This window comes from Lentzea sp. NPDC051838, assembly GCF_040681245.1.
Taxonomy (GTDB): domain Bacteria; phylum Actinomycetota; class Actinomycetes; order Mycobacteriales; family Pseudonocardiaceae; genus Lentzea.
In genome coordinates this window covers 172775-188908 of sequence record NZ_JBFAYI010000011.1, presented here as the reverse complement: position 1 = coordinate 188908, position 16134 = coordinate 172775, and the positions used below count along the sequence as shown (strand labels likewise).

11 protein-coding genes are annotated in these 16134 nt (G+C 68.5%); 3 read left to right on the top strand and 8 right to left on the bottom strand.

The genetic code is table 11. From position 1 onward, the window contains the following. Window positions 1–9: 9 nt before the first annotated feature. Complete coding sequence (locus tag AB0M24_RS24495; protein WP_363772063.1) at window positions 10–1662, bottom strand: tetratricopeptide repeat protein; 1653 nt, start codon at window positions 1660–1662, stop codon at window positions 10–12. Window positions 1663–1933: 271 nt separating this feature from the next. Between AB0M24_RS24495 and AB0M24_RS24490 the strand changes: the two genes are divergently transcribed. Further along, window positions 1934–2458: a hypothetical protein gene (locus AB0M24_RS24490; RefSeq protein ID WP_363772060.1), complete on the top strand. Its 525-nt coding sequence runs from the start codon at window positions 1934–1936 to the stop codon at window positions 2456–2458. A 247-nt stretch (window positions 2459–2705) separates the two neighbouring features. Then, a complete protein-coding gene (locus AB0M24_RS24485) occupies window positions 2706–5939 on the top strand; it encodes a S8 family serine peptidase (RefSeq protein WP_363772057.1) in 3234 nt (1077 codons plus the stop codon). Window positions 5940–5989: 50 nt separating this feature from the next. On the opposite strand, the gene AB0M24_RS24480 is transcribed toward AB0M24_RS24485, so the two are convergent. The 3 genes from AB0M24_RS24480 to AB0M24_RS24470 are packed head-to-tail and all read right to left on the bottom strand — an operon-like array spanning window position 5990 to window position 8314. Then, window positions 5990–6298 carry a hypothetical protein gene (locus AB0M24_RS24480; RefSeq protein WP_363772054.1) on the bottom strand — a complete coding sequence of 103 codons (309 nt, stop codon included), beginning with the start codon at window positions 6296–6298 and terminating at the stop codon, window positions 5990–5992. A 4-nt stretch (window positions 6299–6302) separates the two neighbouring features. Then, window positions 6303–7649, bottom strand: coding sequence for an MFS transporter (locus AB0M24_RS24475; protein ID WP_363772051.1), 1347 nt, complete (start codon window positions 7647–7649; stop codon window positions 6303–6305). Beyond that, window positions 7646–8314, bottom strand: coding sequence for an alpha/beta hydrolase (locus tag AB0M24_RS24470; RefSeq protein ID WP_363772048.1), 669 nt, complete (start codon window positions 8312–8314; stop codon window positions 7646–7648). The genes AB0M24_RS24475 and AB0M24_RS24470 overlap by 4 nt, the downstream gene beginning before the upstream one ends. Before the next feature lie 42 nt (window positions 8315–8356). Here AB0M24_RS24470 and AB0M24_RS24465 point away from each other — a divergent pair, with 42 nt between their 5' ends. Next, the gene (locus tag AB0M24_RS24465; RefSeq protein ID WP_363772045.1) at window positions 8357–8704 is read left to right on the top strand and encodes a MerR family transcriptional regulator; all 348 of its coding nucleotides are present in this window, start codon (window positions 8357–8359) and stop codon (window positions 8702–8704) included. On the opposite strand, the gene AB0M24_RS24460 is transcribed toward AB0M24_RS24465, so the two are convergent. The 4 genes from AB0M24_RS24460 to AB0M24_RS24445 form a co-directional block, all read right to left on the bottom strand. Then, a complete protein-coding gene (locus AB0M24_RS24460) occupies window positions 8697–9887 on the bottom strand; it encodes a M48 family metallopeptidase (RefSeq protein ID WP_363772042.1) in 1191 nt (396 codons plus the stop codon). The two genes, AB0M24_RS24465 and AB0M24_RS24460, sit on opposite strands and share 8 nt — an antisense overlap. Before the next feature lie 15 nt (window positions 9888–9902). Beyond that, entirely contained in the window at window positions 9903–11012 is a 1110-nt protein-coding gene (locus AB0M24_RS24455) for a mechanosensitive ion channel domain-containing protein (protein WP_363772039.1), read from the bottom strand. A 161-nt stretch (window positions 11013–11173) separates the two neighbouring features. Next, entirely contained in the window at window positions 11174–12295 is a 1122-nt protein-coding gene (locus tag AB0M24_RS24450; RefSeq protein ID WP_363772036.1) for a M1 family metallopeptidase, read from the bottom strand. A 71-nt stretch (window positions 12296–12366) separates the two neighbouring features. Beyond that, entirely contained in the window at window positions 12367–16098 is a 3732-nt protein-coding gene (locus tag AB0M24_RS24445) for a Pls/PosA family non-ribosomal peptide synthetase (RefSeq protein ID WP_363772033.1), read from the bottom strand. Window positions 16099–16134: the final 36 nt, after the last annotated feature.

The following is a 16134-nucleotide window of genomic DNA, read 5'->3' as shown; positions in this document are numbered from 1 at the left end:
GATCAGCCTTCAGTCCTGCCGAATCGCCTCAAGCGCCGTGCGGGTCAGCACTGTCGTCTGGTGATCCGCTCCGAGCACCTTGGTTGCGATCGCGTGGGTTTCCTCCAGCACTTGCCTGGCCCTGTCGTACTGCCCGTGTGTGAGGAGAGTGATCCCAAGTCTGCTCGCGCTCACGATGCTGAGTGGGTGATCAGGTCCGACCAATCTCAGATACGCATCCCGCACATGCTCATAGAACCTTTGCGCTTCGTCGGAACGGCCTACGGCGTTGTACGCATCGGCGAGTGCGACCTTCAGTTCGAGCGTGCCTCCGGATTCGACGTCTGCCTTGCCCCGTAGACCTCGTTCCAGAACAGCGATCGCGTCTTCTGGTTGTCCGGCTGCGAGGTAGGCGCGCGCAAGCACTCTCACCACGTTGAGTGTTGAGTCTTCTCGCCATGGTTCGAGCACCGCGATGGCGTCTTCCGCTCGCCCAAGCTGTCGATGGTTGCTGCTCAGCAGGGTCGCTGCGGTAAGCGTGTTGGGATGCTCGACGCCGAACTCCTCCCGCAACCTTGCCAAGTCCTTTTCCAGCAGGTCTGTGAAGTCTTCTGTGCGGGTACTCAGCATCACCTGGGCGATGATCTGCCTGGCGAGGACGGGAAACAGGTGCTTCTCTCCGAGTCGCGTGACGGCTTCCGCACGGATTTCCTTCGCGATCAGGTCGGCCCTAGCGAGGTCGGCGGTTCTCATGAGGAAGTTGCTCGCCCACAGCCGAAGCCTCAGCACTACCTCGACCGACGGTAGCCTGGTGGTGGGGGTGATGTTGGTGGCCAGGGCCTCGACTTGCCGGACCAACTCCTGGCCGAAGTGGCGGTAGGTCCAGGGGTCGCCTTCGATCTGGGCGCGTTGAGAGAGCAGGAGTGCCGCACCAGTCAATGCACACTGGTCTGCTGCCCGGTCGCGGATCACCCGCTGCACCAACCGATGCATGAGCACGGACGAGTCACCCGCGAGCTCCACCAGCGACGCCTCATGCAGCCGCACCAGCTCGTCGTCGGCGTTGCCGCCCAACACCTGCCGCGAGACACCCTCCGGTGACAGCACTGACAGCACTTCCAGGAGTTCGCTGCCTTGGAATGGTTCTAACGCCATCAGGATCGCGGTCGCCGCGCCGAGCGGATATGGATCCCCGTCCCGTCGGATGAGCGTTTTCTCCGCCGGGAACTTCCGGAAGTTCTCCAGGTACTTCGCGTAGTCCCAGCGTGCGGCCTTGATCCGCGCCGCCGCCTGCGCGAGCGCCAACGGCAGGTAACCGACCTCGGCAGCGAGCTCAGCGGCAAGAGGGTCGTCGCGCCCGGTGGCTTCGCGCAGGAACTCGAGTGCGGTTTCCGGCGAGAACACCTCGACGGGCACCTCAGAGCCGACCTGCGACCCGCGCGAGGTACTGGTGATCACCACCTGCGCAGGCCCCGCGGACGGCAGGTACGGCCTGACCGCGTCCAGCGACACCACGTTGTCGAACACCAGCAACGCGGGCCCCGAACGGGTCTGCAGGTGGTTGCGCACTCGAACAGCAGTGACGTCGGCGCTGTCCTCCGGCCGGTACAACCCCAACCGATCAGCCAGCTCCGCCAGCCCTGCCTTGATCTGGTCAGCGGTCTCGGCGCCGATCCACGCCACCAGCCACCCGTCGAGCACCCGCTGACGTGCCAGAGCAGCGGCGACCTGCGTCTTGCCGACGCCGCGCTGCCCGGTCACCACACACACGGGCCCACTCAACAACGCGAGCGCGGGAGGCGTTTGGAAGTTGGGAGGTTCGTGCGGGATGAGCCCGGTGACCACTTGGCCGGCGGGTACCGCGGGCAGGCCGCGGAACGTCGCCGACAGCGGCAGGTCCTGGTTTCGCACCGAACAAGGTTAGGCCCGGCAATCGGGTAAACAGGATGGGGAGATGCACACCAGGTGGAGATGGGTCCTCTTCGGGCTCGGCGGCGCGGTCGCCGCCAGCGGGCCGATCGCGATGGCGGGCGGCCCCTGGTACGGCTACGTCTTCGGCGGCCTGTGGTCGTTGATGGGCGGCACGGTCGCGTGGCGCAGTTTTCGGATGGGCACCAAGCTGTCCGCTGATGGCATTACTTCGAACAGCCTCGACCGTCAGACGGCCATTCAGTGGTGCGACGTTCAGTCGATCGAGCCACACCGGCGGCGCAACCTGATCTTCTTTCACACCATCGCGCCGATTGTCCGGATGCGGCACGGCAAAGAGACGCTGACCGACCTGAGCCTGCTCTCGATCAAAAAGGACGTCGTGCCCGAACGGGCACAGCGTCAGGTGGCCGAGTTGCAAAACGCATTGCGGCACCATCGCGCGAACTGCGCTACCTGTGGTGCTCAGCCAAAAGTGCTCGCGACCAGCCAGAGCATCCTCGGCCGACTGTGGTCGCGACTGCGCGGAGAACATCGCGCCCAGTCGTGATCCTGTTACACGGCAACAGCGTTCACCGTTGACGGAGCCCTTGACATTCCCCTCCATCAGCTCTTGACTGGAGAGGAACTGCTCGTTCTAAAACGAAAACAAAACGCGCAGCACTAGAAGTGTGCCCGGACAAGCCGCTGAACAGTCCAATGTGGAACGCAAGAATGGTCCAGGAAGACGATTGCCCCTCGCGAGGCGAAGAGATGTGCTTCGGAGCACTCTTTACCCCACGAAGGGCACATGCGCCGTGAAGAACTGGAGACGCCGCACCGGAACGGTCTTGCTGACCGCGGTGCTGGGCACTGCCGGGCTCGGCTTCGCCGCCACCCCCGTTGTCGCGCAGAACGCAACGCAGGAAAAGCCGGCGGCCGACAAGCAGCTGGACAAGACCGACCGCGAGCTCGTCGACCAGGCGGCCCGCGAGGGCAAGCCGACCGTCGACCTGCTGGTCGCCGCCGAGGCCGGCAAGACCGACGCCGCGGTCAGCGAGCTGAAGGCGCTCGGCGCCACGGTCCAGAAGACCGAGAAGGACGTCGACTACGTCAAGGTCACCATCCCGCGCGACAACGCGGAGAAGGCGGCCAAGCTGAAGTCCGTCAGCACCGTGGACGTCGACGGCCTCATCCAGCTCGACGACCCGCGTCCGGACGGCTCGGAGCAGCCGGCCCCGCAGACGCCGCCCGGTCCGACGACGCCGCGCACGAACCCGTACATGCCGACGCAGGACACGCAGGCGGCGCAGTTCGCCACCGCGCACCCGAAGTGGGACGGCCGCGGCACCACGATCGCGATCATCGACTCGGGCGTCGACCTCGACACGCCCGCGCTGCAGACGACCAGCACCGGTGAGCGCAAGATCATCGACTGGTACAACGCGAACGCCACGAACTCCGGCGACGGCACCTGGGTCACCATGACCAAGACCGGCACCGTCGGCAAGTTCACCAACGGCGGCCGCGAGTGGACCGCGCCCGCGACCGGTGGCCCCTACTCGTTCGGCCTCTTCCGCGAGACCGCGCAGGACCTCGGCAGCGCCGGCAGCGAGACCGGCGGTGACATCAACCGCGACGGCGACCGCCTCGACGGGTTCGGTGTCCTGCAGGACATCACGACGAAGGAAGTCTTCGTCGACACCGATGGTGACGGCAACTTCACCAACAACCCGCGCATGATCGACTACAAGGTCAAGAAGGACTTCGGGTTCTTCGGCACCGACAACCCCGCGACGCCGGTGGCCGACCGGATGGCGTTCGTCGTGCAGACCGACCGCTCGATCTACGACAACCAGGGCACGCCGTACGTGAACCTGGGCATCGCGGGCGCCGCGCACGGCACCCACGTCGCCGGCATCACCGCCGCTCACAAGCTGTTCGACGGCAAGATGGCCGGTGCCGCCCCCGGCGCGAAGCTGATGGCGATCAAGGCCTGCCTCACCTCGTCGGCCTGCACCAGCTCCGGCCTCATCGACGGTGTCCTCTACGCCGCGCGCAACGGCGCCGACGTCGTGAACATCTCCATCGGTGGCCTCCCGGCGCTCAACGACGGCAACAACGCCCGTGCGGAGCTCTACAACCGCACGATCAACGAGTACAACGTCCAGCTGTTCATCTCGGCGGGCAACTCGGGTGCGGGCGCCAACACCGTCGGTGACCCGTCGGTCGCAACCGACGCCGTCAGCGTCGGCTCGTACATCACCAGCCAGACCTGGCTGTCGAACTACGGCTCGAAGACCGCGCAGAAGCAGGGCCTGCACGGCTTCTCGTCGCGCGGCCCGCGTGAGGACGGCGGCTTCAAGCCGAACATCATCGCGCCCGGTTCGGCCATCTCCACCACGCCGCGCTGGCAGGCGGGCGGCCCGGTGGCGGGCACCTACGCCCTCCCGCCCGGCTACTCGATGTTCAACGGCACCTCCATGGCCGCCCCGCAGGCGACCGGTGCCGCCGCGCTGCTCGTGAGCGCGTTCAAGGCCGAGCACGACGGCCAGCGTCCGACGAGCGCCGAGCTGCGGTACGCGATCCAGCGCAGCGCCAACTACATCAAGAACCTCGGTGCCTACGAGCAGGGCGCGGGTCTGTTCAACACGAACGCCGCGTGGTCGTTGCTCGACAAGCACGGCGTGCCGAACAAGCTCAACGTCTCCGTCCCGGTCAACACCGTCCTCAGTGGACTGCTGGCCACCCCGAACGTCGGCGTCGGCATCCACGACCGCGAGGGCGTGAGCGTCGGCCAGGAGTACACCCGCGTCTACACGCTGACCCGCACCACCGGTGAGGACCACGTGGAGGGCTGGCGGGTGACGTGGAAGGGCGACGACGGCACGTTCCGCGCCGACGGCTGGGTCTACCTCCCGCTGAACACGCCGGTGCAGTTCCCGGTCACGATCAAGGCCAAGACGCCCGGCGTGCACAGCGCCGTGCTGCAGCTCGACGACACCGAGACCCCCGGCGTCGACGTGCAGACCCTGAACACCGTGTTCGCGGCGGAGAACTTCAACGCCGCCAACAAGTTCTCGGTCACGAAGTCCGGCACGATCGCCCGCAACCAGTCGACCAGCCTCTTCGTGAACGTGCCCAAGGGCACCACCGCGCTGAAGGTCGACATGACCGGCGGCGGCGAGGCCGGCAAGGGTCAGGTCCGCTTCCTGCGCTTCACCCCGCAGGGCACCGGCTTCGACTCCAGCGCGTCGACCAACTGCTACAACCCCGACGCGGGTGCCGGTTGTGCCGGTGGCACGCCGACCAGCCGCACGCTGACCAGCCCGATGGCCGGTGTGTGGGAGATCGTGGTCGAGGCACGCCGCACCTCCGACGCCGACGAGGCGCCGTACTCGGTGACCGCGTCCGTGCTCGGCACGGCGATCAGCCCGAACCCGGACGTCATCGCGTCCGCGGCGCTGGGCACGCCGGTGAACCGCAGCTACACCGTCACGAACACGCAGGCCGCGTTCAACGGCCGGCTCGTGGCGGGCGCTGTCGGCAGCGCCGTGTCGGGTCGTCAGACGATCGGCAACCTGGAGACCAAGTTCTTCGACATCCAGGTTCCCGCCGGTGCCTCGCGGATCACCACGACGATCGGCAACCCGTCCGACGCCGCGTCCGACCTCGACCTGTTCCTGCTCAACTGCACGTCCGGCACGTGCGTGGTCGCGGGTCAGTCGGCGGACGGTGACTCCGAGGAGTCGGTGACCGTCAACGCTCCGGCCGCCGGTCTGTGGCGCGTCCAGGTGGACGGCTTCGCGGTGCCCACGGGCACCACGCAGTACGACTACTTCGACGTCTACGTCTCGTCCGGTCTCGGCACGCTGACCGTGACCGACGCCAACGCCGACCGCGCCGCCGGTGCGGCCTGGACCGCCGCGGGCGTCATCACGCCGCTGGGCCAGCCCGGTGCCGGCCGCGTGCTGCGCGGTGAGCTCGAGGTGCGCACGGCCGACGGGAACGCCGTCGGCAACGGTGCCGTGATCGTGCAGTCCGTCAGCTAGTAGCTCGTAGTACGCAGAAAGCCCCAGGATTCACGAGATCCTGGGGCTTTCTACGGTTCCGGCAACTTGTTGCTCAACGGCTCGTCCACGTCCACTTTGGACACGCCGGTGATGAGAAACGCGTCTTCCACCTTGTCCACCGGCATCTCGGCCCGCAGGTAGCCGATTCTGGGATCCCGCGACTCGACGGTCGCGCCCAGCTTCGTCAGTGCCTGCTCGACCTCCTCGTCGCGTCCCGGCTGCACGGAGATCGTCAGTGGCACGGTGAGGAAGCCGTCGCGTATCGCCTGCTCGACCCGGAGCTTGTCCGGCTTCCCGAGAGCCAGCGCACAAGACGCGACGGCGTGCGGTCTTCTCATGCGCCTAGGACGGAACAGCCTCCGCGAGTGGTTGCATCTTCGTTTCCGGCAGCAGGCGCATCATCATGATCACGCCTCCTACCACCACGACACCGATCACCGCGAACGTCAGCGGCAGCCCGAGACGTGGCCAGAGGATCGCCCCGAACAGCACCGGAACGAACGCGGCCCCGATCCGGCTGATCGTCGACGCCCACCCGAAGCCGCTGGCCCGCAGGTGCGTCGGGTACAGCTCGGGCGCGAACGCGTACAGAGCGGGGATCGCGATCTGGATCAGCGCGCCGTACAGCGTGATCCACACCTTCGCGGCCGTGTCGACGTTGATCTGCACCGCGAACATGACCAGGGCGATGGACGCCAGTGGCGCGGTCACCGCGATGACCCACTTGCGCCCGAACACGTCCACGAGCCAGGCGCTGATCAACGCGCTCACCACGCCGACCGCCACGGTCCCCGTCGTGACCATGAACGCCGCGTACGTCCCGTAGCCCTGCGCCTTGAGGATGCTCGGCAGCCACGTGACAGCGCCGTAGTACAGCAGGAACACGGCGAGGAACATCAACCACATCGCGCCCGTTCGTCGCGGGTCGAACCGCCAGATGTCCTTGAGCTGCGCGAACATGACTCTGGGCGAGAGCTGCTGGACTTGCTGTGGTTCGGGAAGCCGCCACTCCTCTTTCGGCGCCCCGGTTTTGGCGACGAGGTCGTCGATGACCTTCTTGGCTTCTTCCGGTCGGCCCCTGGCCACCAGGAACATCGGCGACTCGGGGACGCTGCGGCGGATCCAGAACAGCAGCAGCGCGGGCAGCACCATCATGAGCATCAGGTACCGCCAGCTGCCGAGCCCTGCGACGAACGCCGCGGTGAGGCCGCACAACGTCGCTCCGAGCGGCCAGAACCCGTCCATCGCCGCCAGCACGCGACCTCGGACCTTGGCCGGCGTGAACTCGCCGACCAGCGCGAAGTCCACCGGGATGCACCCGCCGAGCCCCATCCCGGCGAGGAACCGGAACACGCAGAACGTCACGAAGTCCTGCGACGCCGCCCCCGCGACCGTGAACACCGAGAACATCAGGATCGTGAGGCTGAACGCCTTCTTGCGCCCGATGGTGTCCGCGACCGCACCCCACGCGAACGCCCCGACCGCCATCCCGATGAGGTTGGCCGTGCCGACCCACCCGCGTTCGCCGAGGCTCAGCCCCCACTCGGCGCTCACCAGCGGGATCAGGAACGCGTTGAGCGTGACGTCCCACGCGTCGAACAGGAACCCGAGCCCGCCGATGACGAAGATCGTGCCTTGCGCGCGCCATCGCCACGGCAGGCTCTGGACGACCTGGTCCCCGGTTCTCATCCGCCCAGTGTGGTGGATCCGCGGCGGATCGTCTCGGCCAGGAGCTCGGGGTTGGTGACGTGGGCGACGTGGCCTTCGCCCTTCAGCGTGACGAGCTCACCTCCGGCATCGCGGGCTGCTCGTCCGAAGTACGGCTCGGTGCGCTCGCCGAGGATGACGGTCAACGGCGCCTTGATCTCCGCCGGCTCGTGCACGTAGAAGCTGACCTGCTGGAGCTCGCGGAACGTCGTGTCGACGAGGTCCTGCGCCCTGAGCCAGCCCTCCGGGTCCTCCACGCGGAACGGCTGCTCGCCGGCGACCTCGACCGCGACGATCTCCAGCGCCCTGTCCCGGTCGCCCTCCCGCAACGCCGATTCGATCCGGTCGAGGATCTCGCCGGCGAGGTAGAGCGCCGGTTCGTACAGCACGAGGGCTTTGAGGTCGTCGCGTTCCCGTGCGGTGAGCAGCGCGATCAGCCCGCCGTAGCTGTGCCCGATCAGCGTCGGGTTCTCGTGCCGGTCCAGCACCGCGTGCAGGTCATCGATCTCGGTGCGCAGGCTGTAGTCGTCCGGCAGCGGCACCCCTTTGCGCCCACGCCTGTCCGGCACCTCCGTCTCGCCCAGCAGTGCGCTGACCTGCGCCCAGTCCTCGGAAACCGACTGCACCCCGTGCACGATCACGTTCATGGCGCCGACCGTAAGGCTTGACATCAGTGTCAAGGTCAAGGCGTGTTGATCGGTGAACTGGCCGCCGAGTGCGGCGTCTCCACGCGCTCCGTCCGCTACTACGAGCAGTGCGGCCTGCTGACGTCTTTGCGCTCGTCGAACGGCTATCGGACGTATCGGTTGGAGGACGTCGAAACCGTGCGGCGCATCAAGGCGTTGCTGAACGTGGGTCTGCCCGTCGCGACGATCGCACAGCTGCTCCCGTGCGTGGTCGACGCCTCGCCGCGCCTGGACCCGTGCTCGAACCTGATCGCGACGCTGAACGCCGAGGTGGCCCGCCTGGACTCGCAGGCGGCCGAGATCGCCCGGTGCCGCGGCCTGATCACCGGCATCCTGGAGCGTTCTAGTTGAGCAACCGCTGGTATGCGAGCCCGTACCAGCGCGCCAGCTCGGCGTCGATCCGCGCCGACTCCCGCTCGCTCAACACGAACGCGGGCGACTTCTGCGGCCAGGCCTCGACGATCCGCGCCCGCAGCCCCGACGGCGGGTGGCTGTCCCACAGGTTCGACTCGCGCAACGTGAGCTGCCGGTACGCGCTGATCTCCTCCTGCCGTGCGGCGTGGAAGCCGGCGACCAGCGCGGGCCAGTCGGCAGGGCCTTTGGTGTCCGCGCGGTAGGCGAGGAGGCGCACGATCGGCGACCCGAGCACCGACCGGTCCGCCAGGCTCGCGGTGGCTTCCGACCCGGCGACGTCCACCGCCACGCCGTCCGCGAGGTACTCGGCCCGCTGCCGGTCGCGGAACACCAGGACCGACAGCCCCACCTGCACGGCCAGGAACACCCGCCCGACCAAGAACATCAGGAACCGCAACGGCATCATGGACTTCCCGCCGAAGACGACCTCGCGCATGCTCTCGTACGCCCCGAACATGTTCGCCAGGGTGCCGAACGTCGTCAGCGCCGGCCGGACGAGCAGCCCCCGCGCCGGATCGCCGTTGACCTGGTGGCCGAGCTCGTGGGCGAGCAGCGCGACGCGTTGCTGCGGAGTGAGGGTCGCGAACAGGTAGGTGCCGATGTTCAGCCCCCTGGTGAACCGGAACCCCATCCGGTAGGTGGACGCGTTGTAGTCCGAGCTGATCGTGACGATCTCCGGCACCGGCGTGCCCGCCGCCGCGGCGACCCGGTCGATCAGGGTGAACAGGGTCGGGGCCTGCTCTCTGCGCAGCCGGAAGTCCTTGCCCGGCAACCGTCCCAGCCTCGGCCGCAGCAGAAACGCCAGCACCGGCAACGGCGGCCCGAGCAGCCACGACCCGTTGGCCAGCAGCCAGGCGCCCCAGCCGAGAAGCGCGAACGGCACCAGCCCGAGCAGCACGGACACGATCACCAGCGCCACACCCAGCGGCGTGCGCGGCGGCTTGGTCGGCCGTTGCCGCGAGAACTCCGCGAAGAGCGCGCGATCCCACCGCGTCGCCAGCTTGCTCGCGGGCGTGAGCAGGTTCCACTCGCACGACGCGCACCACGGGGCGTCGTCGCCAGCCCGCGACAGCTGCGTTCCGCACTCCGGGCAGGTCAGGCGGGTTCTGGCAATCTCCACGCGCGGGATCGTAGGTCAACTCGGAGGCGCTGCGGGCGCACTTGACTCCCTAGGCCCCGCAAACGCTTGCTCCCGCTGCGCCCCGTCCACGCTCTCCCCGAACACCCGCGCGTCCGTGTGCTGGTCGCTGACCGGCTGCTGCTTCTTCGCCCCGGTCACCGTCCGAGTCCTGACCTGCGGCAACGCCCCGCTGTGGTGGCGCTGCACCCAGTCCACCAGGTGCTCGCGCGTCAGGCACCTGAGATCCCACAACTTGCCCGCATCCGCCGCACTGACCAGCGCCCTCAGCCGCACGAACCCCTGCGTCGCGGCCGTCACCTGCAGCACGGACACCCGCCCGTCCCACAGATCGCTGCCCTCGAGCATCGACCGCATCTCCTGCCGCATCGGCTCCACCGGCACGGTCCAGTCGAGGTCCAGGTCCACCGTCCCGAGCAACGCCGACTGCGTGCGCGTCCAGTTCTCGAACGGCGTCTTGAGGAAGTACGAGGTCGGCAGCACCAGCCGCCGGTCGTCCCACAGGTGCATCACGACGTACGTGAGCGTGATGTCCTCGACCCGCCCCCACTCACCTTCAACGACCACAACGTCATCCAGCCTGATCGCGTCGCTGAACGCGATCTGCATCCCCGAGATCACGTTGCCCAGCAACGACTGCGCCGCCAACGCAGCCACCGCACCGATCACGGCCGCACTCGCCAGCACCGTCGACCCGATCGCCCGCGCGCCGGGGAACGTCATCAGGATCGTGCCCACCGCCAGCACACCGATGACCACCAACACCAGCCGCCTTATCAGCACGACCTGCGTGTGCACGCGCCGTGCGTGGCGGTTGTCCGTGACGTCAGTGCGGATCCGTGACAGCGATATGTCCACCAACGTGCTGATGAACGCCGACAAGAGCCACGCGCTGGCCAGGATCAGTGCGATTCCCAGCAGGTGCAGGGTGATGGGTGCTTCGACCGGGTAGACGCTGAGGGTTATTTGAGCGGCGAGCAACGCTCCGAACACCTGGCCGGGGCGGTACATCCTGCCGCTGTGGGTGAAGCGGCGGACCAGGCGGTGAACCACCTCCACCACCAGCAACGCGAAGGCCACCGAGCAGCCGAGGACCACGAACAGCATGATGCCTCCCTCCATATCGGGGGCGGGTACCCGGCGTCTGGGAGACCGCACACCATGAACCGGCTCACGGCGTGGCTGTCCGGCTCGGCGTTCGGACGCTGGAGGGGCGCCTGATCACGTTCCGGGTGCCCGAAATCCGGCGCTACCAGTACTACCCCTGGTCAGGCGGGCAATGCAGGCGAGAACAGCCACCGCGTGAGCAGATCCCGATGCCCCGCCAGCGACAGGAAGTCCTCGGTGGTCACCACGCCGTGCCGGTTGCGCGCGCACCACTCCCGCAGCAGCGCGAAGAACGAGTCGTCGCCCATCTCGCGGCGCAACGCGTGCACGGTCAGCGCCCCGCGCTTGTACACCCGATCGTCGAACCAGTCGGCGCGCGAAGGCCGCCCGATCACCAGGTCCTGGGGCAGGCGCCGCAGCAGATCCCGGGCTCCGGCGGCACACGCGTCGGCGGAGCGGCCACCCGAAGCCTCGGACCACAGCCATTCCGAGTAGCAGGCGAAGCCCTCGTTGAGCCAGATGTGGTCCCACGACGCGATGCCGACCGAGTTGCCGAACCACTGGTGCGCCAGCTCGTGCGCCACCAGCCGTTCGGAGCCTCGCCGGCCGTCCACGTGGTTGGCTCCGAACGTCGACAATCCCTGTGCCTCAACGGGAACGTCGAGCTCGTCGTCGGTCACCACGACCGAGTACGTGGAGAACGGGTACGGGCCGAAGAGCGACGAGAACAGCGAGATCATCTGGTTCTGCCGGGCGAAGTCGTGCGCTACCAGGCGACGCAGGCGGGCGGGCGCCCACACTCCTGGCAGGGCTTCGACGTACTGGCCGATCTGGACGGTCGCCAGGTAGGTGGCCATCGGCGCGGCCATCGAGTACGTCCACCGCGTCGTGCTGCCGGACACCTTGCCGTCCACCAGCACCCCGTTGCACACCACCGTGTACGGCGAGGGTGCGGTCACTTCCAGGTGGTACGACGCTTTCGAGGACGGCTCGTCCAGGCACGGGAACCACGACGGCGCGCCGACCGGCTGCGAGGCCACCAGAGAGCCGTCCGTGAGTTGGTCCCAGCCGAGGTCGCCCCACTCCGGCGTGTGCACCGGCACCGGCATGCCCGAGTAGCGGACCTCGACCGAAAAGGACCCCCGCACGGCCGCGCGCACCCGCAACACGCCAGCAGCATGCGTGTAGCGCGCGGGTTTGCCGTTCACCAGCAGCTTCGAGATCCGCAAGGGTCCGAAGGAGAGCGAGAACGACGAAAGCGACGTGCACGAAGCCTGCAGCACCGCACGCCCCGAAAGGCGTGCGGAGTGCGGCTTGTAGTCAAGCTCTAGTGCGTAGTGATGTACCGAGAAGCTCATGTCCACGCGGAGATCGGGTTGCCCAGCCAACGGGTTCCCGACGGTACATCCTCTCCGCGCATGACCAGCGAGGCGGGTCCGATCGTGGTGTCGGAGCCGATCGACGCGCCCGGCAGGACGATGCCGTGCGGGCCCAAAGTAGCGCCGCGGCCAAGGGTTACGCGGTCCATGCGCAGGATCCGGTCGTGGAACAGGTGCGTTTGGACGACGCAGCCGCGGTTCACCGACGCACCGGCGCCCAGTGACACCAGGTCCGCCTCGGGCAGCCAGTACGACTCGCACCACACGCCACGGCCGACGGAAGCGCCCAAAGAACGCAGCCAGAAGTTCATCAGCGGGGTGCCACCGGAGAAACCGACGAGCCACGGCACCGCGAGCACCTCGACGAACGTGTCCGCGAGCTCGTTGCGCCACACGAACGCCGACCACAGCGGGTACTCACGCACGCGGAAACGGCCCACGAGCACCCACTTGGCCACCACGGCGACCAAGCAGGCCGCGACGCCGGCACCCAGCAGCACCACGCCGGACCACCAGAGACCGAACTCCTTCAAGGCGAACAGCACGAGCACGACCAGCGCGACGTTGAGCATCACCGGGACGAACCGGCAGAGCTCGACCAGAGCGCGCGCCCACATCAACCTCTTCGGCGGGTTGAACGTGCGCGACTGGTCGGAGACCTCGGCCGCGCGCGGCAGCTTCATCGGAGGCATGCCCAGGTAGGAAGAACCCGCCTTGGCACGCTTCGGAGCAGCGGAGAGCACGCCGACGAGCCCGCCCTTGGGAACGGTGCGGCCGGGCGCGGTCATGCCCGAGTTGCCCAGGAACGCGCGCTTGCCCACGCGGGCCGCCGCGATGCGCAGGTAGCCGCCGCCGAGCTCGTACGAGCCGACCATTGTGTCGTCGGCCAGGAACGCGCCGTCGTCGACGCGGGTCATGCGCGGCAGAGCAACCACCGTGGACGCTTCGACGTGCCGCCCGACCTTCATGCCCAGCAGGCGCAACCACACCGGCGTGAACAGCGAGGCGTACAGCGGGAACAGCGCCGAACGCGCGTTGTTCATCAGGCGCTCGGTCGTCCACGCCTGCCACGCGACGCGGCTGTGCACGGGGTAGTAGCCCTCGCGCATGCCGATGCCCAGCAGGCGCACGGAAACCAGCACCAGCAACGCGTACGAGCCGAACCAGATCGCGGAAGCGACCGGGACGTCCCACAGCGCCGAGGTCAGCGTCACCGGCTGGCGCAGCACGTACAGCAGCGCGGGAGCGGCCGCCAGCAACGGCAGCGCGCCCAGCAGGCCGGAGGACACGCCGTACATCAGGTTCCAGAAGCGCGACCGGGTCGGGCGACGCGACGGGAACGAGCGCGCCGACTTGCCCTCGCGGATCGCGGGCACACCGGCCCAGCGCTGACCCGTCGGCACGGACCCGATGACACCCGAACCGGGCGCCACCTCGGCCCGCTTGCCGATGCGGGCACCGGGGAACAGCGTCGAACGCGCACCCACGGTCGCGCCGGCGCCGATCCGGATGCGGCCCAGGACCAGGCGGTCGCCGTCCAGCCACCAGCCGGACAGGTCGACCTCGGGCTCGACGGCGGCACCGCGGCCCACCTTCAGCATGCCGGTGACCGGCGGCAGCGAGTGCAGGTCGACGCCAGAGCCGATCTTCGCGCCCAACGCCCGCGCGTAGTGCGTCACCCACGAGCCGGAAAGCTCGGTGGCGCGCGACATCTGCGCCAGCATCTCGGCGGTCCACAGTCGCATGTGGACGGAGCCGCCGCGCGGGTACTCGCCCGGCTTCACGCCGCGCAGCAGCAACCGCGCACCGCCCGCCGACAGAGCGAGTCGTCCGGCGGGGGAGATGAACACCGCCCAGCCCGCGACGACCCACCACCAGGACACGGAGGTCCAGCCCAGCACGTTGGAAAGTGCCGTCAGGGCAACGACCCAGCGCACACCGGAGATGGTGAGCAGCGGGATCATCAGCAGCGTCTGGAGGACACCGGTCCAGCGCGGCGTCGGCGCGACCTCGCGCACCTCGGCCGTCTCGCCGTACGACTCCAGGCGGCGCGCCAGCTTGTACAGCGTCGGGTTCTGGTAGATGTCCGACACGGACGTGCTTGGGTAGCGCGTGCGCACCATCGAGACGAGCTGCGCGGCGCCCAGCGAGCTACCACCGGACGCGAAGAAGTTCGCGCCCTCGGACGCGGGACCGGAACCGAGCACGGCGGCCCACTGCTCCGCGAGCCAGCCCTCGACACCTGAGAACACCACACCGGCGGTGTCCATCGACTCCAGCGGCCACGGCAGCGCGGCGCGGTCGACCTTGCCGGACGTGCGCGTCGGCAGCGTCTCGACGACGGCGATCAACGGCACGAGTGCGGCAGGCAGCTCCGCGCGCAGCGTCTCCACCGCGGCGGCCTGGTCGAACTCGCCGTCGGTCACGACGTAGCCGACGAGGATCTGGTTGCCGCCACGCGTCTTGCGCACGGCGGCGGCGGCACCCGCGACGCCGTCCAGCGCCAGCAGTGCCGCGTCGACCTCACCGAGCTCGATACGACGGCCACCGAGCTTGATCTGCTCGTCCGCGCGGCCCAGGAACAGCAGGCCCTCGGGCTCGGCGCGGACCATGTCACCGCTGCGGTACGCGCGGTCCCAGCCCATCGAGGGCAGCGGCGCGTACTTCTCGGCGTCCTTGGCCAGGTCCAGGTAGCGCGCGAGACCGACACCACCGATGACCAGTTCACCGGACTCGCCCATCGGCACGACCTCGCCCGCCGCGTCCACGACGGCGAGCTCCCAGCCGGCCAGCGGCAGACCGATGCGCACAGGACCTTCGCCGGTCAGCTGCGCGGCGGTGGCGACAACGGTCGCTTCCGTTGGGCCGTAGGTGTTCCAGACTTCGCGGCCGTCAACCGCGAGCCGTTCGGCCAGCTCGGGCGGGCACGCCTCGCCGCCGAAGATCAGCAGCCGGATGTCGTCCAGCGCCTCGACCGGCCACAGCGCGGCCAGCGTCGGAACCGTGGAGACGACGGTGATCTCCTGCTCGACCAGCCACGGGCCGAGGTCCATTCCCGTGCGCACCAACGAACGTGGCGCGGGCACGAGGCAGGCGCCGTACCGCCACGCGAGCCACATCTCCTCGCAGGAGGCGTCGAACGCGACGGAAAGCCCCGCAAGCACGCGGTCTTCCGGGCCGATCGGCTCGTCCTGGAGGAACAGGCGCGCCTCGGCGTCGACGAACGCAGCCGCGGAACGGTGCGTGACCGCAACGCCCTTGGGCTTGCCGGTGGAGCCGGACGTGAAGATGATCCACGCGTCGTTGTCGAGACCCGGCTCGCCCGGCATGCCGAACGGAGTGCCGTGCAGCACAAGGGATCGGCCTTCGCCGAGCACGGCACTCACTTGCGCCTCACCGAAAACGAGCTCGGCGCGCTCGTCCGGGTCCTCGAAGTCGACGGGCACGTACGCCGCGCCCGCCGCGAGGGTGGCCAGGATCGAGACGTAGAGGTCCACGGTTCCGGACGGCACGCGAATGCCGACGCGGTCACCGACCCCGACGCCCTCGGCGGCGAGCTTTTCGGACAGCTCAAGAACTTCAGTGATCAGTGCGCGGTACGTCAGCGCGGTGGTGCCGTCGTCGACGGCCAGCGCGTTCGGGTGCTCGGTAGCACTCGCGCGCACGATGTCCAGCAGTGTGCGCGGGGTGGGCGCATCCCCTGCCATGAACATCGATCGAAGAACAACGGGTTCAGCCGCAAT